Source organism: Micromonospora sp. NPDC049139 (assembly GCF_055586845.1).
Window position 1 is genome coordinate 133,702 of record NZ_JBVJHK010000007.1, and the last position, 18,563, is coordinate 152,264.

Here is an 18,563-nt window from a genome sequence, read left to right on the forward strand (position 1 = left end):
CGGCTCGTTGGTCTGATTGGCCCGATTGATTCATACATGACCCCGGTCGGTCGGCACGGACGTGCCGCTACTCTCGGGTGTCCCATCTCACGGCAAACCGGTGGCGGCGCGATCGCGCCACACCGCGACGGCAGGGTGTGAGGAATGAACTCGTACGGCGATCCCAGTTCCCCGCGCGGGCGGGCCCAGATTCCGGGCCGGCACGGCGACTCCGGCGGTGACGTCCGCGGGGGCGGTTGGTCGGCTGCACAGGAGGGTACGGCACCCGGCCGCGCCTCGGTCACGCCCCGGGGTGCCGCCGGTGGGCGGGCCTCGGTCGGCGGCTCGGCGGCCGTGCCGCCGCGCGGCGGCACGGCCGCCGGATCGGCTTCGGTGGGTTCCGCCTCCGCCGGTCGTGCCGGCGCCGGCCGGGCCTCCGTCCCGGTCTCCCCGGCACCGGGCGTGGGCCGGGCGGGCGCGGGCCGCGCATCGGTGCCGGTCTCCCCGGCGGCCGGCGGATCGGCCGGCCGCGCCACGGTGGGCGCCGCGGCCGTCGGCGCCGCCTCGGCCGGGCGGGCCAGCGTCGGGTCGGCGGCCGTCGGCGGCGTCACCGGCCGGGCCTCGGCGCGGGCGAGCGTCTCGGGCGGCCCGGGTGGGCCCGGGGGGCCGACCGGCCCCGGCCGCGGCGGTCGTGGCGCGGGCGACCCGGCACGGGCGAAGAAGCGTAAGCGGGTGAACATGCTGATCGCCGCCTTCGCGGTCTTCATCATGCTCGCCGGCCTCGGCGTGGTCGGCTTCACCTACTACTCGACCAGCGTCGTGCTTCCCGAGGACACCACGCCGCCGCAGGCGACCACGCTTTACGCGTTCGACAACAAGACGCCCATCGCGAAGGTCGGCACACAGAACCGGACCCTGGTCACCATCGACCAGATCCCGAAGCACGTGCAGGACGCGGTCGCCGCGGCCGAGGACCGGAACTTCTACGAGCACTCCGGTGTGGACTACAAGGGCATCGCCCGCGCCGCGTGGAACAACCTCACCGGCGGCGACAAGCAGGGTGCCTCGACCATCACCCAGCAGTACGCCCGCAACGCCTACAACAACCTGAAGGACGACACCTACGCCCGGAAGGTGAAGGAGGCGATCCTCGCCTCGAAGCTGAACGACCAGAAGAGCAAGCCCGAGATCATGCAGCACTACCTGAACATCATCTACTTCGGGCGGGGCGCGCACGGCATCGAGGCGGCGGCGCAGACCTACTTCGGCAAGCCGGCGAAGAGCCTCAGTGTCGCCGAGGGCGCGGTCCTCGCCGCGCTGATCAAGCAGCCGGAGGCCGGCGCGGGCCACAAGGGCTACGACCCGGCGGTCAACCCCACCGACGCCAAGTCCCGCTGGGACTACGTGATCAGCGGCATGGTCGAGAAGGGCTGGCTGAACGCCCCGGGCAAGCCGGCGGCGCCGACCGAGTACCCAACGAAGACCCTGAAGAAGCCGAACCAAGGCGGTGCCGGACTCGACTACGGCGTCAACACCCCGTACGGCAACGTGATCAACTACGTCAAGCAGGAGATGCGGGACCAGGGCCTCTGCGTCGACGACGAATCCAAGGTCACCGAGCAGAAGAAGCTCTGCTCGCAGGCGCTGATGTCCGGCGGCTACCGGATCCGCACCACCATCGACACGAAGATCCAGAAGGCGGCGGTCGAGACGGCCCAGCGCAAGACCAAGGGCTCTGAGCTCGCCGGCCAGCCGAAGAACCTGATGGCGGCGGTGGTGGCCATCAACCCGGACAACGGCCGGGTGCTCGCCTACTACGGCGGCGACAACGGCACTGGCACCGACTACGCCGGCAAGAACACCGACGCCAATGGGAACGTCACCGGCGGCCACTCGCCGGGCTCCAGTTTCAAGATCTACACGCTGGCGGCGGCCCTGAGGGAGGGCAAGGCCCTGGAGTCGCGCTGGAAGGGCCGGGCGTTCACTCCGGAGGGCACCGAGTTCAAGGTCAGCAACGCGGGCAACGACAACCCGAGGTGCGGCGACTCCTGCACCCTGAAGGAATCCACGTTGCAGTCGCTGAACGTGCCCTTCTACCACGTGACCCAGGAGATCGGGCCGGACAAGGTCATCAAGATGGCCGCCGACGCCGGTGTCACCACCATGTGGCGGACGGATACCGACCCGGCGAAGGCGTACGACCTGACCAAGACCGATTCGAAGAAGATCGCGCCGAGCCCGTTCTTCCACGTGGTCGGCTACGGCCAGTACCCGGTCACCGTCCTCGACCACGCCAACGGCGTCGCCACCTTTGCCAACGAGGGGGTCTACAACAAGGCCCACTTCCTCTACTCGGTGGAGGAGCGGGACGAGGTAACCGGTAAGTGGAAGAAGGTCGGCGGGGAGAAGCTCACCCCGAAGCAGCGCATCGAGAAGGACGTCGTGGCCGACGTGACCTCGGTGCTGGAGCAGTACCCGGCGCAGGTCAACCACCGGCTGGAGGAGGGCCGTAAGGCGGCCTCCAAGACCGGCACCTGGGAGCAGAAGCCGGACAGCCCGGAGAACGGCGACGCCTGGATGATCGGTTACACGCCACAGATCGCCACCGCGGTCTGGGTCGGCAACCTGCAGAACCGACTGCCGCTCAAGCTGAAGGACGGCCGTCGGGTCAGTGGTTCGAACCTCCCGGGTGACATCTGGGAGCGGTTCATGGAAGAGGCGCACAAGACCTCAGACGACTATCGGGAGAAGAAGGACTTCCCGCCGGCGGCGAACATCGGCGACCCCAACTCCGGCAACGGCGAGACGCCCCCGCCGTCCCCGCCCCCGACCCCGCCGAACTGCCCGGACCCGTTGAACCCGTTCTGCCCGCCGACCGGCAACAACGGCGGTGGCAACAACGGCGGCGGCAACAACCCGGGCGGTCCCACCGGGCCCACCGACCCGACTGACCCGCGGCCGGGTGGCGGGGGTGGCGGTGACGGGCTACTCCCGAGCCTCACACCCCGACCCGACGACGATTGAGCCACGAACGCCGCCGGCGGCCGGAGCACCCTTCCGGCCGCCGGCGGCGTTTCCGCGTACCGACGTGTCGGGTGCTGCAGGGGACGCGGAGGCCGGTCGTACGGCAGGATGCACCCTCATGAGCACGCAGCCGACGCGAGGCATCGACGACGCCGGTGCCGCCGACCACCCGTCCCGGTCCGACGGCTTCGTCCGGGGCGTCTCCGGCGTCATCGGCGGCCCGTTGGGCGACCACGCCGTTGCGCTCGACCGACCCGCCGGGCGGGAGAGCCGGTTCTGGACGGCGGCGAGGATCGTCCTGGCCCTGGTCTGCCTGACCCTGGCGCTGCACTGGGTGCAGAAGTCGCCCTGCCAGGACGGTGCCTGGCAGAACAACGTGCAGTACACCCGGTTCTGCTACACCGACGTGCTGGCGCTCTACTACGCCGAGCGGCTCAACGAGGGCGCGGTCCCCTACCGGGACCACCCCGTCGAGTACCCGGTGCTCACCGGCTACTTCATGGGCGCGCTCGGCCTGCCCGTGCACGCCCTCGGCGAGAACGACCCGGGGATCAACCAGGGCCAGTGGTTCTACAACCTGAATGCGCTGGTGCTCGGCGCGCTGGCGGTCGCCACTGTGGCGGTGATCCTCGCCCTGCGCCGCCGACGACCCTGGGACGCCGCGCTCTTCGCGCTCGCCCCCGCGCTGATGGTCACCGCCACGGTCAACTGGGACCTGCTCGCCATCGGGCTGGCCGCGTTCGGCCTGTTCGCCTGGGCCCGCAGTCGGCCCCTGCTCGCTGGCGTCCTGCTCGGCCTCGCCGGGGCGGCCAAGATGTGGCCGCTGTTCATCTTCTGGCCGATCCTGTTGCTGGCGCTGCGCGCCGGGCGGCTCCGCGCCGCCCTCACCGCCATCGGCGCGGCCCTGGTGTCCCTGGTCGCCGTGAACCTGCCGGTCGCCGTCCCGTACCGGGAGAACTGGGACCGGTTCTTCGAGCTGAACTCGACCCGGCCGATCGACTGGGGCACCCTCTGGTACATCGGGCGCTACCTGGACGGCAAGGTCGGCAGCGCCAACCCCGCCGATCTCGGGCCCTTCGAGTGGCTGAACGTCAACATTCCGGCGCTGAACACCCTGTCGTACGCCCTCTTCGGGCTGGCCTGCCTCGGGGTGGCCGCGCTGGGGCTGCTGGCGCCGCGCCGCCCGCGGCTCGCCCAGCTCGCGTTCCTGGTGGTCGCCGCGTTCCTGATCTTCAGCAAGGTGTGGTCGCAGCAGTTCGTGCTCTGGCTGCTGCCGCTGGTGGTGCTGGCCCGCCCCAGGTGGGGCGCCTTCCTGGCCTGGCAGGTGGCCGAGGTCTGCTACTTCGCGGCCTTCTACGGGGAACTGCTCGGCGCGTCGACCAGTAAGCCGGTCTTCCCGGAGGGCGTCTTCGTGCTGGCGGCCACCCTGCGCCTGACCACCGTGGTGGTGCTCTGCGTGCTGGTCGTGCGGGAGATCCTGCGGCCGGAACACGACCCGGTACGGGCCACGTACGCCGACGACCCGGACGGCGGTCCCCTCGACGGCGCGCCGGACGCACCCTGGCTCGACCGCTGGCGACGCCGGCCCACCGCCCCCGCCGAGCCGGCACCCCTCCCGGCGTGACCCGTCTCGCCGGCCACCCGAGGTGAGACACCCGGGCGGCCGGCGGCACGCGGGTCAGAGCCGGTAGACCACCACCTGGCCGATCTCCTCGCGGGTGATGCCCAGGCCGTCGACCGGCGCGTCGACCGTGACCTCCCACGGCGTGCCGGCGATCTGGTCGCGCATCAGCAGCACGTTGCGGACGCCGAGGATGCGCAGGTAGTCGACGCTGGTCTGATCCGGGAAGGAGAGCGTCACCCGGCGTACCTCGTCGAGCTGGTGCGGGGTGAAGCCGCTGCCTCCGTTGACCACGTCCTGGAACCTGGTCGTGGACCAGAGCATCACCGGCTGGTCGAGGTTCTGGCTGCTCGGCAGCACCAGCAGCGGGCCGGCCACGGTCCGCATCGCGGCGGGCTGCTGCGGCACGACCGGGTGCGGCGTGACGTTCAGGCCCTCGGCGATCACCAGCACCAGCGGCAGCAGGGTGGCCAGGCGCAGCCACGGGCCCGGCCAGGAGGGGATCCGCTCGGCGCAGATCTCCCGCACCCGCGTGGCGAACGCGCTGACCGCGCCCGCCGCGAGCAGCCCGAGCAGCAGCGTGGTCCAGAGCATCAGCCGGCCGGGGGTGCGCAGGCCGCTCCACCCGGGCAGGTGCTCGAAGAGCGGCACGTAGGTGTACGTGCCGTCGAAGAACCGGGTGCCCATGGCGAGCACCATGGACACCACCACGCCGGCGAGCAGCAGCAGCCGGTGGCGCAGCTTCCAGACGGAGAAGAAGAGCCCGCCGGCGGCGAGGGCGTAGAGCACGAACCCGGGCAGCAGGGTCATCTCCGGGTGCCAGGGCAGCGCCGCCCGCGCGCCCTCGTGCAACTCGCCCCAGATGCGCGACTCGGCGGGCGCGGTGAAGAAGCCGCTCGCCGGCGGGGAGAAGATGCCGATGTCGGCGACCGTCCGCTCCGCCTGCGGGTGCTGCTCCTTCACGGTGAAGTACGGAACCGCCAGCAGCGCGCCGACACCGGCGAAGAGCAGCCCACCGACCAGGTCCGCGGCCAGCAGCCGCCGCCCGAACGGGCGCTTCACGGCCCAGAACCAGGTTCGCCGGACGTACCAGGTCACGGCGGCGACGACCACCGCGCCGCCGAGGAAGTACGCGAACGGCAGCCCGATGCCGAAGCCCAGGCTGAGCTGCCAGGCGGCCACCAGCCAGCCGGTGTAGACCCAGCCGTCGTGCCGGCGCTCCGGGCGGTAGCCGTGGCGGAGCGAGTAGCCGTGCCCCCGCGCCAGCATGGCCAGCGCCAGCGGGATGCCGCCGTTGGAGATCACGTGCAGGTGCCCGGCCTGCGCGAGCAGCCAGGGCGCGTAGGCGTAGCCGACCCCGGCCACCGCCCCGCCGATCCGGCCCGCGCCGAGCTGGCGGGCCAGCGCGTACGCCCCGAGCGTGGCGAGCGCGTGGGCCAGCACGAACATGATGTTGTAGCGCAGCACGGCGGCTTCGGGGCCGGTGCCGATCATGCCCGCCGGGGCGTAGCCGAGCAGCGTGTCGGAGAAGGCGAAGCTCCAGTCCTCCGGGAAGAAGGTGTTCGACTGCCAGAGCTGCGCCGGGTTGGTCAGCAGGATGTGCCCGGACCAGGCCATCTGCCACGCCTGCAGGCTCGGGTCCCAGTAGTCCTGCGGGAGGGTGTGCAACGGGTAGCGCATGGTCGGCCAGGTCATCAGGACGGCCAGCGCCAGCGAGCCGAGCGTCGCGAGCGTCCACTCGTGGATCAGCACGCGACCGACCGCCCGGGCGGCACGCCGTACCCAGCTCGGCCGGGGCTCCGGGGCGGACGCGAAGGCGGCCCACCGGTCCGGCTTCCCCGCCTCCTTGCCGCCCTCCTCGCTCTTGCCGCTCTCCTTGCCGTCGCCGTTCTTGTCCGTGTCGTCCTTGGCGGTGTCGTCCTTGGCGGCACCCTCCTTGGCGGCACCTGCCTTGTCCGTGCCGGCCTTGTCCGTGCCGGCCTCGGCGGCACCGTCCTCGCGCTCCTTGCCGTCGGCGTCCTTGGCCCTGCCGTCGCCGGTGGTGCCGGCGTCACCGGCGACGGCCTTGACGTCGCCGTCGGTGGTGACATCGTCGCTGGTTCCGGCGGCACCGGGCTCGGCTCCGGCATCGCCGAGCCTGGTCCTGGCGTCTCCGCTGTTCGTGGCGTCGCCGGCCTTGGCGTCGCCGGTGCCGCTGACGGTGCCCGGCCGGTCGTTGTCCTTGCCGCTCGTGCCGCGGGCGTCCCTGGTGACCGGGTCCTTGTCGGTGGAGCGGGTCCCGGCGGGAGCACCGGCCGTCGGCGCGGTGCCGCCACCCGTGCCGCTGGCCGGGTCGGCCCCGTCGGAAACGCCCGCGCGCGCGGCTTCGGTGGAGGTGGTCGGGCCGGGGGGTGGGCCGGCCGGCGAGTCGTCGCCGGAAGCCGCCGACGGGCCGGCGGCGGGGCGGGGGCCGCCGGTGGCGGACTGGTCGGTCGTCATGCGGCGGGGCTCTCCACGCCGAGCCGGTCACGCAGGAAGGCGATGTCGGCACCCTGGCCCTCGACGCCGCCCGGGGTTTCGACGATCACCGGCGCGCCGGCCGCGCGGATCACCGCCACCAGCAGTTCGGGGTCGATCGTCCCGCCGTCGAGGTTGTCGTGCCGGTCCTGCCCGGAGTTGAACGCTCCCTTGGAGTTGTTGGCGTGCACCAGGTCGATCCGTCCGGTGATCGCCTTGACCCGGTCGACCAGACCGAGCAGCTCCTCGCCGCCGGCGTGCGCGTGGCAGGTGTCCAGGCAGAAGCCCACCTCGTAGTCGCCCACGGCGTCCCAGAGCCGGGCCAGCGCGTCGAGCCGCCGGGCGCACGCGTTGTCGCCGCCGGCGGTGTTCTCGATCAGGACTGGCAGCTCGAAGCCGCCGGAGTCCGCCGCGTACGCGAAGGTCTTGCGCCAGTTGTCGAAACCGACGGTGAGGTCGTCCCCGGCGTTGACGTGCCCGCCGTGCACGATCAGCCCCTTCGCGCCGACGGCGGCGGCCGCCTGGGCGTGCCCGAGCAGCAGCTTCCGGCTGGGAATCCGGATCCGGTTGTTCAGGGTCGCGACGTTGATGACGTACGGCGCGTGGACGTAGAGGTCGACGTCCGCCGCCCGCAGCCGCTCCGCGTCCTCCCGGGCCTTCGGGGCTTTCCACCCCTGCGGGTCGGAGAGGAAGAACTGCACGGCCCCGGCCTCTCGGGCCGTCGCCTCCGCCAGCGGGTCGGTCGAATCGACGTGGGCTCCGATACGCATGCACGGGAGCCTACGTCGCCGCGCCGACAGCTGGGGCGACGGCGGTGGGGAGTGGGAGGTGTGCCGGCGTCACCTCCCGGCGTCGGCGGTCGTTGATGTGAGTGGGATCCACGGTTGGTGCTCCCGGGCGAGGCGGCCGCAGGTCGCCCGCCGGGTGGCCGAGCCGCCCGGGAAGCGGGGGCACCCCCGTCGCGCGGCCCGGCGCGACGGGGGCCGGCCCCGGAACCAGTACCCGGGTCGGCCAAAAAATTTCGGAGAAATCCGCCATTTACGCCGACAAGGGTCAAGAGCCGTTGTAACGTCGGGTAACAACACGATAAAGCTCCGCGGGGCGTCCCCGGTCCAACCTCATCGGTGTGGTCGTTCCTCCCCAGGTCCCACCCAAGGAATGCGGACGGGACGCCCCGCGGCCTCGTGCACGGGGGCTCGCATCGACAGCGACGTCGAGGCGGGCCCCCGTCGCCTCTGCCCGGGGCGGGTGGACCGACCACCCCGGGCATGATCGTCCGGACCGGGTATCCTGGTCCGGTTGTCCGCGTCCGGCCGGGTTCCCCCGGGACCGGCGTGGGCCACGACGCACGACCTCCTGCCACGGAAGGACCGTGGCCGCTTAGCCCACAGGAGGTGAGCACGTCTTGCGTCATTACGAGATCATGGTGATCCTCGACCCCAGCCTCGAGGAGCGCACCGTCGCCCCGTCGCTCGACACGTACCTGAACGTGATCCGGACCGCGGGTGGCTCGGTGGAGAAGACCGACGTGTGGGGCCGCCGGCGCCTCGCGTACGAGATCAACAAGAAGGCCGAGGGCATCTACGCCGTCATCGACCTGCAGGCGACGCCTGCGGCGGTGGCCGAGCTGGACCGTCAGCTGCGGCTCAACGAGTCCGTGCTGCGCACCAAGGTCATCCGGCCGGAGATGCGCTAAGCATTCAACCCCGGTTCACCCGGACCAGCCTCATCGGTGCTGTCGGAGGGCTCTGAGAGCCTGTACGGCAGAACAGATTGAGTGCGCGAGGAGATGGTCATGGCAGGAGACACCACCATCACGGTCATCGGCAACCTGACCGATGACCCCGAGTTGCGGTTCACCCCCTCCGGTGCGGCGGTCGCCAAGTTCCGGGTCGCCTCGACGCCCCGGTTCATGGACAAGGCCTCCGGCGAGTGGAAGGACGGCGAGCCGCTCTTCCTGGCGTGCACCGTGTGGCGGCAGGCGGCGGAGCACGTCGCCGAGTCGCTCCAGCGGGGCGCCCGCGTGATCGTCTCGGGCCGGCTGCGTCAGCGGTCGTACGAGACCCGCGAGGGCGAGAAGCGCACCGTCATCGAGCTCGAGGTCGACGAGATTGGCCCGTCGCTGCGCTACGCCACGGCGAAGGTGCAGAAGATGTCCCGCTCCGGCGGCGGTGGCGGCGGCTTCGGCGGCGGTGGTGGAGGTGGCCAGGGCGGCGGCGGAGGCAACTTCGACGACCCCTGGGCCTCGGCCGCTCCGGCACCCTCGCGCGGTGGTTCGGGTGGCGGAAACTTCGACGAGGAGCCCCCGTTCTAATGGCGCCGAGCGCCCGCGATCGCAAACCAGGAGCACGAGCAATGGCCAAGGCCGCTGCACTTCGCAAGCCGAAGAAGAAGGTGAACCCGCTCGACAAGGACGGGATCACCTACATCGATTACAAGGACACCGCGCTGCTGCGCAAGTTCATCTCCGACCGCGGCAAGATCCGCGCTCGGCGGGTGACCGGCGTGACCTCGCAGCAGCAGCGGCAGATCGCCCGTGCGGTCAAGAACGCCCGCGAGATGGCGCTCCTGCCGTACACCGCCACGGCCCGCTGAGAGGAGGCACCGATATGAAGATCATCCTGACTCAGGAGGTGTCCGGCCTCGGTGCCCCAGGCGACATCGTCGAGGTCAAGAACGGCTACGGCCGTAACTACCTGCTGCCGCAGGGCTTCGCGATCGCCTGGACCAAGGGTGCGGAGAAGCAGGTCACGGTCATCAAGCGGGCCCGCTCGGCCCGGGAGATCCGCGACCTCGGCCACGCCAACGAGGTCAAGGACCAGCTCGAGGGCCTCAAGGTCAGCCTGAAGGCCCGCGCCGGTGACGGTGGCCGGCTCTTCGGCTCGGTCACCCCGGCCGAGATCGTCGACGCCGTCAAGGCCGCCGGCGGCCCGGTCCTCGACCGTCGTCGGCTGGAGCTGCCCGGTCACATCAAGTCGACCGGCTCCTACCCGGTGCGGATCAAGCTGCACCCCGAGGTGACCGCCAAGTTCGACCTCAACGTCGTCCAGGGCTGACGCCTCACCACAGCACCACGACAGGGCCCGCACCGACCGGTGCGGGCCCTGTTCGCGTTCGACAACCGGCCCGGCCGGATGGGGCGCGTCAGCCGATCGGCTGCCCGGTGACCGCGCTGATCATGACCGTCGAGAGGCCACCGCCGACCACCGCCGCAGCCAGCGCCACCGTGGCCGAACGCCAGGTGGTGCCGACCCGGCGCAGCAGCAGCGCCACGACCAGGCTGCTGGCCAGCGCCAACCCGAATCGCGGCAGGCCTGACGCCAGGGAACCCAACGCCCGTGACCGCGGCGAGTCGCAGCCCCGCCGCTGATGTCGGTGACGCAACCCGCCGGTGCCTGCCCGTCCAGCGTCAACAGCCAGACGAGGATCAGCACCGCCGGCACCACGTAGCAGGCGGCGGTGTAGAGCAGCGGTCGCCACGGCCCACCCGGATCGGCATCGAGCAGGTCGTCCTCGACGCGGCGGCTCCAGGCCCCCGCCCCCGGCGGCCTCGACGCGACGGCGTACGGCTGCCGAGGTCGACGCCCGCGACGGGGCGACCGGCTCGGACGCCCGCCGTCGCGGCGCCATGCGCGGTCGGGGGGCGGTGTGGGAGACCACCGGCGACCGGGGAGCCGACGCCGGCGGGTCCGGGGCCTCCCGCCAGCTTGGCTCGCTGACCCGGTGCCAGCTGCTCGTGGTCTCCGTGGTCCGCCAGCCACCACCGGCCCGGCGGCGGTCGAGGTCGTCCTCGTCGTCCGGGGCGCGTGCCGGCCGCCGCCGTCCGCGCGGCGGACGCCGGACTCGAGCGCCCATCGCGGCAGGTAGGGATCGACGGACTCCTGCTGGCCGGCTGTGATGCCGCGACGTCGCCTCCGGGCGCGGGGCCGGGCGGTGTCCCCGTCGTAGGGGTCGGCCGGCGACGGGTCTGGGGGACCTTCCCAGGCAACGGCCGGGGGGCGCTCGCGCGGGCCATCGTCTCGTCCCCAGTCCCGGTAACTCACGGCCGGAGCGTGACCCTCCCCAACCGATGGCGCGATCCGCTGCCAAGGTGTAGCCGTTCGCTGGAGACGGTACGGGACGTTCGACCGGGCAGTTCGACCGAAAACTTTCATCCACAGGGTGGGGACTGAGTTTTCCCAGCTCAGCGGCTTGCCTGGGGGAATTCCCCAACCGTTGTCCACAGCCTGTGCACACCCTGCGCACATGGTCGTCCACCGGAATCCACAGGTTGTCCCGAGGCTCGTCCACCGCCACGGTTGAGGGGCTGACCTCGGGTTCCGTAAGGTGGGCCCCCGACCGGCCGTGCGATGACCCCCGATCGACCGGCAGGTCGAGGTTGTCGTACCCCGGCGGTAGAGCTGGCCTTGGATCCGACGCAGTGGAGGGGGGACCCGTGTCGGTCACCGACGACATGCGGGCGGACCAGCGTACCGGCGGCGGCCAGGCGTCCCCGCCGCCCCAGCGCGACGGTCAGTTCGACAAGACCCCACCCCAGGACGTCGCCGCCGAGCAGTGCGTCCTCGGCGGCATGCTGCTCTCCAAGGACGCCATCGCCGACGTCGTCGAGATCCTCAAGACCAACGACTTCTACCGGCCGGTGCACGCCACCATCTTCGACACCATCCTGGAGATCTACGGTCGGGGCGAGCCGGCCGACTCGATCACCGTGGCGGCGGCGCTGGCCGACTCCGGCGACCTCGTCCGGATCGGTGGCGCCCCCTACCTGCACACGCTGATCGCCAGCGTGCCGACCGCCGCGAACGCCGCCTACTACGCGCGGATCGTCAGCGAGCGGGCGGTCCTGCGGCGGCTGGTGGAGGCCGGCACCAAGATTGTGCAGCTGGGCTACGGCACCGGTCAGGGCGGCAGCCGCGACGTTGACGACATCGTCGACCTCGCCCAGCAGGCGGTTTACGACGTCACCGAGCGCCGCGTCAGCGAGGACTTCGCGGTGCTCGCCGACATGCTCCAGCCGACGCTCGACGAGATCGAGGCGGTGGGTGCCCAGGGCGGCGTGATGACCGGCGTCCCCACCGGCTTCACCGACCTGGACCGGCTGCTCAACGGCCTGCACGCCGGGCAGCTCATCATCGTCGCCGGCCGGCCGGGTTTGGGTAAGGCGCTCGCCCTCGACACGCCGCTGCCAACCCCGGACGGATGGACCACGATGGGCGAGGTCGCCGTGGGCGACCGCCTGCTGGCCGCCGATGGCAGCCCGACCACCGTTACCGCCGCCTTCGAGGTGATGTACGACCGGCCGTGCTACGAGGTTGAATTTTCCGACGGCACGGTGATCGTCGCGGACGCGGAGCACCTATGGAAGACCACGACCCGGGCGAGCCGACGCCAGCCTGAGCAGCGAACGCGTCAGTACTGGCCGGAGTCGTCGTTGTCCAGGGTGCGGGCCGCCCAGGCGACGGTCGGTGCCGAATCCCGACGCCTCGTCACCGTGGCGCAGGCCCTGGAACAGGTCGGCCCTGAGTTCCGCAACGTCCTGCACACCGTCGCGCGGGAGGTCGGCGCCGAGGGGCGGGTGAGCCGGCTGGTGACGCGCGCGGGGAAGGCGCGGAACTGGAGCGCACCGGGGTACCCGGCAGGGCCACTGCTGACTGGGCTGCGTGAGCGGGCCGAGCGGCACGTCAATGCCGGTGCCCGGGTCCGGCACGGCGGTGTGGTGACCACTGCCCAGATCGCGGCGACGTTGCGTACCGACACGGCCGACCGGCGGTTGAACCACGCCGTCGAGAACTGCGGTCCCCTGCGACTGCCGGAGCGCGACCTGCTGATCCCGCCCTACACCCTGGGCGTGTGGCTCGGTGACGGGCACACCGGCGCCAGCCGGTTCACCACCGCTGACGACGAGATGGTGGACCTTGTCGAGCGGGACGGATTCGTGGTGCGGCCCAGCGGCCCGATGCTCTACAGCATCTCTCTGCCGGCGGCGACGCCATCGACCGAGCGGACGTGTGTCAACTGCGGCCGGTCCACCCGGGCACTTCGGGAGAACCCTGCCGTCAAGCGCTGCGCGGACTGCAGGGTCGCGCACGGTTCGTTTCTGGCGCTGCTCCGCCGGCTAAGGGTGGCGACGGACAAGCACATCCCGCAGGAGTACCTTCGGGCCTCCGAGCCCCAGCGCCGCGCGTTGCTGGCGGGCCTGATGGACACCGACGGCACGGTCGCTCCCGCCGGTAACCTCCAGTACATCTCCACCTCCAAGCGGCTCGCTGAGGACGTGTGGGAGCTCGTGGTGAGTCTGGGCTACCGCTGCACTGTCACGGAAAAGGCGGTGCCCGGGCGCAGCCCCGATTCGTCGACCGCGTACACGCTGAACTTCTCCACCCCGGATCCAATCTTCCGGTTGGAGCGGAAGCGCTCGGCTCACGCCGCGAGGCGTCGTACCAGTTCGGACGTGCGGACGAATTCCCGCTTCATCGTGGACGTCCGACCGGTGCCGAGCGTCCCGGTTCGGTGCGTGACGGTGGACAATCCCGAGCACCTCTACCTCGCGGGTCGGGCGATGGTGCCGACGCACAACAGCACCGCAAGCATGGACTTTGCTCGAAATGCTGCTATTCGCGCCAACCAGGCATCGGCGATCTTCTCACTGGAAATGAGCAAGGTCGAGATCGTCATGCGGCTGCTCTCGGCCGAGGCGCGGGTGCCGCTGCACGTCCTGCGCAGCGGTCAGCTCTCCGACGACGACTGGACCAAGCTCGCCCGGTGCATGGGCGAGATCAGCGAGGCGCCGCTCTTCGTCGACGACACGCCGAGCATGAACCTGATGGAGATCCGGGCCAAGGCGCGGCGGCTCAAGCAGCGGCACGACCTCAAGCTGATCGTCGTCGACTACCTCCAACTGATGACCTCGCCGAAGCGCACCGAGAGCCGACAGCAGGAGGTCGCGGACCTGTCCCGTGGCCTGAAGCTGCTCGCCAAGGAGGTCGAGTGCCCGGTGATCGCGGTGAGTCAGCTGAACCGTGGCCCGGAGCAGCGCACCGACAAGCGACCCCAATTGTCCGACTTGCGCGAAAGTGGCTCAATTGAGCAAGATGCCGATGTTGTCATCCTGCTGCACCGCGACGACTACTACGACAAGGAATCGCCGCGGGCCGGGGAGGCGGATTTCATAGTTGCCAAGCACAGGAATGGCCCAACCGACACGGTGACGGTTGCGGCGCAGCTCCATCTGTCGCGGTTTGTGGACATGGCTATCGTGTGATGCATTTAGGGGCACGAATGCCGGAGACCGCGCAGGACGCGGCCGTCACGCGTGCTCTGGCCGGCGAGAGTCTGACGAGCATCGCCTGTTCCTTTGGGGTGACGAGGCAAGCGATTCGTGGACTGCTGCGGCGCCGAGGGATACCAGCGCGAGCGGTTGGGAAGTTGACCGAGGAACAGCGTTCCGAAGTCGTCCAGCGCTACCAAGCGGGAGCGACACTGGGGCAACTAGCCACGGCGTACGGCATCACAGAGCCCTCCGTACGCGGGCTTGTTCTCCGGCGCGGTGTTCCGCTTCGACGCGTTGTCCACACGCTGCGGCACGATGCCTTCGACGAGTTGACACCTGATGCCTGCTACTGGATCGGCTTCCTGTTCGCCGATGGTTCGATCAGCTACCGCCGGAACCACATCCCGCAGATCTCGGTCGGGCTCGCCGAACGGGATCGAGCGCACCTGCTCAAGCTCCGTACCTTCCTCGGTTCGACGAGCGCCATTTCGGCACCCAGCCCGACACATCACTCGTGCCAGTTCTCGGTTCGGTCCCAGCGGCTGACTGACCGGCTTGTTGCGCTCGGCCGGTACCAGGGACCGATCAACGCTCGGTTGGTGGAGTCGCGTGACTTCTGGCGTGGTGTGGTCGACGGGGATGGATCAGTCGGCGTCTACCGCAGATCGCGATCGGCTCCGGCCACCACGCCTCAGTTCCGGTTGGTGGGCCGGCACAATGTGCTTGAGGAGTTCCTTGGTTTCCTGCGGGCCCACGGGATTGTCGGTCTCACGGTACGACCAAACAAGTCGATACACACCGTGGGAACCACATGTGGTCCGGCGGAGAGGATCGTTGCGCTGCTCTACTCGGACGCCACCACTGCTCTCTCGCGTAAGGCCGAGACCGCCCAACGGATAATGGCGGCTGCCATCTTCCGCGCGTCCGGCCCGACGGACCTGAGCTGACCGCCGCTCCGGCGATGCCGGAACTGGTCAGCCCAGGAGCGGGAACCAGCCGGCGACCTCGCCGAGTTCGAGCTGGTCGCGGTCGGTGAGTGGCAGCCGGCCGGTCGCCTTGAGCAGGTATTCCGCGTCGCTCCACCCGGACGGGCGGACGGCGTCGTCGCTGAGCAGGCCGTCCATCGTGGCCACGGCGACCCGCGTGGCGAGCACCCCGGGCAGGGGCGCGTCGGGCAGGTCGAGGACCAGGTCCAGGTGGTGCACGACGGCCTCGGTGGTCAGGGTGGCGAGCAGGTCCGGCACGCGCAGCACGTGCCCCTGCGTGGTGACGCGGCCGTCGGGGTCTGCCGCGCCAGCAGCGCGTACGGCGGCGGGGGCCGTGTCGGTCCAGAGCCGGACGATCCCGCTCGGACGGTCGAAGGCGGCGGCGGAGCGGCGCACCCACCAGGCATGTCGGGCGGCGGCTCCGTCCACGTCGGCCGGGAACGCGCGCCAGTAGCTCACGTCGTCCACGTCGGGCGGGCCCTCGGCGGGGCTGGCCAGCGCAACCAGCGCCCGCTGGGCGTCACAGAGCACGTGGAACAGCAGGTCCGCGACGAGCCAACCCCGGCACCGGGTGGGCCGTTGCAGGTCGGGGTCGTCGAGGTCGGCCACGACCGGATGATCCCGTCGTACGCCTGCGCCAGCGCGAAGTGCTGCCCCTGGTGCGTCATGGGATGCAGCGTTGCACGCCGGTCGCCGGCCGGCACGGCTAGCAGTGGCCCGGCGAGTGGCGGTGCGGGGCGCGGGCGTGGCCGCGGGTGACCGGGCCGGTCGAGGCACCGGCCCGGTCGACGGAGGGCTCAGCCGAACATCTCGTCCAGGAAGCTCTTGTGCTTCTTGCGCTTGTAGTGCCCGTGGTAGCCGTGGTGCTGGTGGCCGTGCCCGTACGCGGGGGCCGGCGGGTAGCCGTGGGCCGGCGGGGGCGGGGGCGGCGGGACAGCGCCGTAGCCCGGCTGGTGCGGGGCGGGGGCGGGCGGCGGGGGCGGCGGAGGCGCGTAGCCGCCCTGCTGGTGGGCGGGCTGCGGCGGGGTCGGGGCGCCCTGCTGGCGGTTCCAGTTGGCCTCCGCCTCGAACAGCTTCTCCAGCTCGCCGCGGTCGAGGAAGATCCCCCGGCACTCGCCGCACTGGTCGATGACGACGCCGCTGCGCTCGTACTGGCGCATTTCTCCGTGGCACTTGGGACAGGTCAGGCTCATTCTCCGACCGTACCCGGTCCGGTCACGCGGTTGCTGTCAGCGCTTCCGTTACTTCGGAGTCGGGGACCTCGTGGAAGTCCTCGTAGTAGGCGCTCACCGCCATGAACTCCGGCGGGTGCTGCGCGCAGATGACCTGGTCGGCCTCGGCGGCCAGCATCTCGTACGCCTCCTGCGAGCCGACCGGGACGGCGACCACGACCCGGCGGGCGCCGAGGTGGCGGGCGACCTGGACGGCGGCGCGGGCGGTGGCCCCGGTGGCCAGGCCGTCGTCGACGATGACGGCGGTGCGCCCGGAGAGGTCGAGCGGCGGCCGGCCGGCGCGGTAGAGCTGCTCCCGCCGCTCCAGTTCGGCCTGCTCGCGTTGGCGCACCTCGGCGATGTCGTCGGCGCCGAGCCGGCTGGCCACGACGTCGTTGAGCACCTGCACGCCGCCGGGGCCGAGCGCGCCGAAGGCGACCTCGGGCGCCCACGGCATGCCGAGCTTCCGGACGACCAGCACGTCCAGCGGCGCGCCGAGGCGCTCGGCGACCACCCGGGCCACCGGCACGCCGCCGCGCACCAGCCCGAGCACGATGACGTCCGGTTCGCCGATCAGGGCGGTGAGCCGGTCGGCGAGCATCCGGCCCGCCTCTTCGCGGTCGCGATAGGTGGTGGTCATGCCTCAGGTCTACGCCGTGTCGCCGCCCTTCGCCCGCCAGTTCGGCGAACCGGGGTGCCGCAGCGCGGCGGCCCAGACCAGGAGGGCGAGCGGGTAGAGCAGGTAGCCGAAGCGGGTCGACGGCATCAGCAGGATCGCGGCCAGCAGCCCGTACCCGCAGGTCAGCGTCGCGGCGACGGCGGTGTGGGGCGGGCGGCGGGCGAGCCGGACGGCGATCGCCAGCCCGGCCGCGAGCAGCAGGGCGGCGGCGACCGCGCGGCCGGCGGGCAGCGCGGTGGCGATCAGGTGGCCGGGGAACGGCGACTGTGCCGGGCTGGTCACCAGGCCGTGGCCGAGCGGGAAGCGGAGCACGTTCTCGACCAGCGCGTCGCGGTCGACGAGCAGGGCGGGGAGCAGCGCGGCGACGGGCAGGCCGACCGCTCCCGCCGCGGCCCGCAGGCCGGCCCGCCGGGTCATCCCCCAGATGATCAGCACGAGGGCGACCGGCCAGGCGAAGAGCTTCAGCGCCCCGGCCAGGCCGACGGCGATGCCGGCCCGGCCGGGTCGTCCGGCGGCGGCGAGGGCCAGCGCGAGCAGGCAGAGCGCGAGGACGGGCAGGTCGTCGCCGCCGGTGGCGAGGGTGAGCGCGCAGACCGGCAGCACGGTGGCGGCCTGTACGCCCCGGAGCACGGCGGCGCCGGCCGCGTGGTGGCCGGCGGGGCGGTCGACGCGCGCCAGGGCGCGGATCGCGAGGGCCAGCGCCAGCGCGGTGCCGACCGCGAACCAGACGCGCGCGTCGGTCCACCAGGCGTCGACGGCCGCCCTGGGCAGCCCGAACAGGGCCATTCCCGGCTGGTAGGGGGTGTAGCCGAGCAGCTGCTCGCCGGGCGGCAGGGCGGCGATCGCGTCGTGCCCGAGGTACGGCGTGCCGGTGTCGACCAGCCGCCTGCCGGACTCCTCGACGACCAGCACCTCCTCCTGCGCCCGGTCGCCGCGCCCGCCGGCCCGTTCGACGCTCTGCCAGGCCAGCGGCAGCAGGGCGGTGGTGAACCAGGCGAAACCGGTGACCGCCCAGCGGGCCGGCAGGCCGGCCAGCGGCGACCGCGGGTCGCGCCGGCGCAGTACGAGCTGGGCGGTCGCCGCGAGGGCGGCGAGGAGATACCCGGCGGCGGCGACGCCGCCCCAGGCCCGGTGCGGGACCAGTGTGGACGTGGCGGCGGTGGTCGCGGCGAACGCCGCCGACACGGCGTACAGGCCGAGGTCGAGGGCGAGGCCACCGGCGGCGGAGTCGAGGGCCCGCCAGCCGCGGCGGGTGGTCGGGGCGGCGGTCACGCGCGCCAGTCTGGCAGACCGGGCC

General features: G+C 71.7%; 15 protein-coding genes. 8 read left to right on the forward strand and 7 right to left on the reverse strand.

Annotation, left to right across the window (positions count from 1 at the left end; genetic code table 11):
• Window positions 1-144: 144 nt before the first annotated feature.
• The gene (locus tag ACZ6Q9_RS15585; RefSeq protein ID WP_396829217.1) at window positions 145-3,003 is read left to right on the forward strand and encodes a transglycosylase domain-containing protein; all 2,859 of its coding nucleotides are present in this window, start codon (window positions 145-147) and stop codon (window positions 3,001-3,003) included.
• 118 nt (window positions 3,004-3,121) lie between these two features.
• The gene (locus ACZ6Q9_RS15590) at window positions 3,122-4,627 is read left to right on the forward strand and encodes a glycosyltransferase family 87 protein (RefSeq protein WP_396829218.1); all 1,506 of its coding nucleotides are present in this window, start codon (window positions 3,122-3,124) and stop codon (window positions 4,625-4,627) included.
• A 54-nt stretch (window positions 4,628-4,681) separates the two neighbouring features.
• Here ACZ6Q9_RS15590 and ACZ6Q9_RS15595 read toward each other — a convergent pair whose 3' ends face one another.
• Window positions 4,682-7,102 (reverse strand): hypothetical protein, encoded by a 2,421-nt coding sequence (locus tag ACZ6Q9_RS15595; protein ID WP_396829219.1) that lies wholly within the window; start codon window positions 7,100-7,102, stop codon window positions 4,682-4,684.
• Entirely contained in the window at window positions 7,099-7,890 is a 792-nt protein-coding gene (locus tag ACZ6Q9_RS15600) for a deoxyribonuclease IV (protein ID WP_396829220.1), read from the reverse strand. The genes ACZ6Q9_RS15595 and ACZ6Q9_RS15600 overlap by 4 nt, the downstream gene beginning before the upstream one ends.
• 635 nt (window positions 7,891-8,525) lie before the next feature.
• Here ACZ6Q9_RS15600 and rpsF point away from each other — a divergent pair.
• The 4 genes from rpsF (at window position 8,526) to rplI (ending at window position 10,176) form a co-directional block, all read left to right on the forward strand.
• Entirely contained in the window at window positions 8,526-8,816 is a 291-nt protein-coding gene (gene rpsF / locus ACZ6Q9_RS15605) for a 30S ribosomal protein S6 (protein WP_076468436.1), read from the forward strand.
• A gap of 81 nt (window positions 8,817-8,897) precedes the next feature.
• On the forward strand, window positions 8,898-9,434 hold the full coding sequence (locus ACZ6Q9_RS15610; protein ID WP_172896610.1) for a single-stranded DNA-binding protein: 537 nt from the start codon (window positions 8,898-8,900) through the stop codon (window positions 9,432-9,434).
• Between the two features lie 41 nt (window positions 9,435-9,475).
• A complete protein-coding gene (rpsR, locus tag ACZ6Q9_RS15615; protein ID WP_007073789.1) occupies window positions 9,476-9,715 on the forward strand; it encodes a 30S ribosomal protein S18 in 240 nt (79 codons plus the stop codon).
• Between the two features lie 14 nt (window positions 9,716-9,729).
• Window positions 9,730-10,176, forward strand: coding sequence for a 50S ribosomal protein L9 (rplI, locus tag ACZ6Q9_RS15620; protein ID WP_091100601.1), 447 nt, complete (start codon window positions 9,730-9,732; stop codon window positions 10,174-10,176).
• Between the two features lie 88 nt (window positions 10,177-10,264).
• Here rplI and ACZ6Q9_RS15625 read toward each other — a convergent pair whose 3' ends face one another.
• Window positions 10,265-10,453: a hypothetical protein gene (locus ACZ6Q9_RS15625; protein ID WP_393457687.1), complete on the reverse strand. Its 189-nt coding sequence runs from the start codon at window positions 10,451-10,453 to the stop codon at window positions 10,265-10,267.
• A gap of 1,087 nt (window positions 10,454-11,540) precedes the next feature.
• Between ACZ6Q9_RS15625 and dnaB the strand changes: the two genes are divergently transcribed.
• Together dnaB and ACZ6Q9_RS15635 are read left to right on the forward strand one after the other, a co-directional pair.
• On the forward strand, window positions 11,541-14,381 hold the full coding sequence (dnaB, locus tag ACZ6Q9_RS15630; RefSeq protein ID WP_396829221.1) for a replicative DNA helicase: 2,841 nt from the start codon (window positions 11,541-11,543) through the stop codon (window positions 14,379-14,381).
• 164 nt (window positions 14,382-14,545) lie between these two features.
• Entirely contained in the window at window positions 14,546-15,337 is a 792-nt protein-coding gene (locus tag ACZ6Q9_RS15635) for a hypothetical protein (RefSeq protein ID WP_396829222.1), read from the forward strand.
• Window positions 15,338-15,364: 27 nt separating this feature from the next.
• On the opposite strand, the gene ACZ6Q9_RS15640 is transcribed toward ACZ6Q9_RS15635, so the two are convergent.
• The 4 genes from ACZ6Q9_RS15640 to ACZ6Q9_RS15655 form a co-directional block, all read right to left on the reverse strand.
• Window positions 15,365-15,985, reverse strand: coding sequence for a maleylpyruvate isomerase N-terminal domain-containing protein (locus tag ACZ6Q9_RS15640; protein ID WP_396829223.1), 621 nt, complete (start codon window positions 15,983-15,985; stop codon window positions 15,365-15,367).
• A gap of 188 nt (window positions 15,986-16,173) precedes the next feature.
• A complete protein-coding gene (locus ACZ6Q9_RS15645) occupies window positions 16,174-16,569 on the reverse strand; it encodes a TFIIB-type zinc ribbon-containing protein (protein ID WP_396829224.1) in 396 nt (131 codons plus the stop codon).
• A gap of 22 nt (window positions 16,570-16,591) precedes the next feature.
• Window positions 16,592-17,227: a phosphoribosyltransferase gene (locus ACZ6Q9_RS15650; protein ID WP_393259490.1), complete on the reverse strand. Its 636-nt coding sequence runs from the start codon at window positions 17,225-17,227 to the stop codon at window positions 16,592-16,594.
• A 9-nt stretch (window positions 17,228-17,236) separates the two neighbouring features.
• On the reverse strand, window positions 17,237-18,538 hold the full coding sequence (locus ACZ6Q9_RS15655) for a glycosyltransferase 87 family protein (protein ID WP_396829225.1): 1,302 nt from the start codon (window positions 18,536-18,538) through the stop codon (window positions 17,237-17,239).
• Window positions 18,539-18,563 lie beyond the last annotated feature (25 nt).

Bases quoted from the DNA above. Each gene is read 5' to 3' on its own strand.
- ACZ6Q9_RS15650 (WP_393259490.1), bottom strand. From the start codon at position 17,227: ATGACCACCACCTATCGCGACCGCGAAGAGGCGGGCCGGATGCTCGCC.
- rpsR (WP_007073789.1), top strand. From the start codon at position 9,476: ATGGCCAAGGCCGCTGCACTTCGCAAGCCGAAGAAGAAGGTGAACCCG.
- ACZ6Q9_RS15645 (WP_396829224.1), bottom strand. From the start codon at position 16,569: ATGAGCCTGACCTGTCCCAAGTGCCACGGAGAAATGCGCCAGTACGAG.
- ACZ6Q9_RS15595 (WP_396829219.1), bottom strand. From the start codon at position 7,102: ATGACGACCGACCAGTCCGCCACCGGCGGCCCCCGCCCCGCCGCCGGC.
- rplI (WP_091100601.1), top strand. From the start codon at position 9,730: ATGAAGATCATCCTGACTCAGGAGGTGTCCGGCCTCGGTGCCCCAGGC.
- ACZ6Q9_RS15585 (WP_396829217.1), top strand. From the start codon at position 145: ATGAACTCGTACGGCGATCCCAGTTCCCCGCGCGGGCGGGCCCAGATT.
- ACZ6Q9_RS15590 (WP_396829218.1), top strand. From the start codon at position 3,122: ATGAGCACGCAGCCGACGCGAGGCATCGACGACGCCGGTGCCGCCGAC.
- ACZ6Q9_RS15600 (WP_396829220.1), bottom strand. From the start codon at position 7,890: ATGCGTATCGGAGCCCACGTCGATTCGACCGACCCGCTGGCGGAGGCG.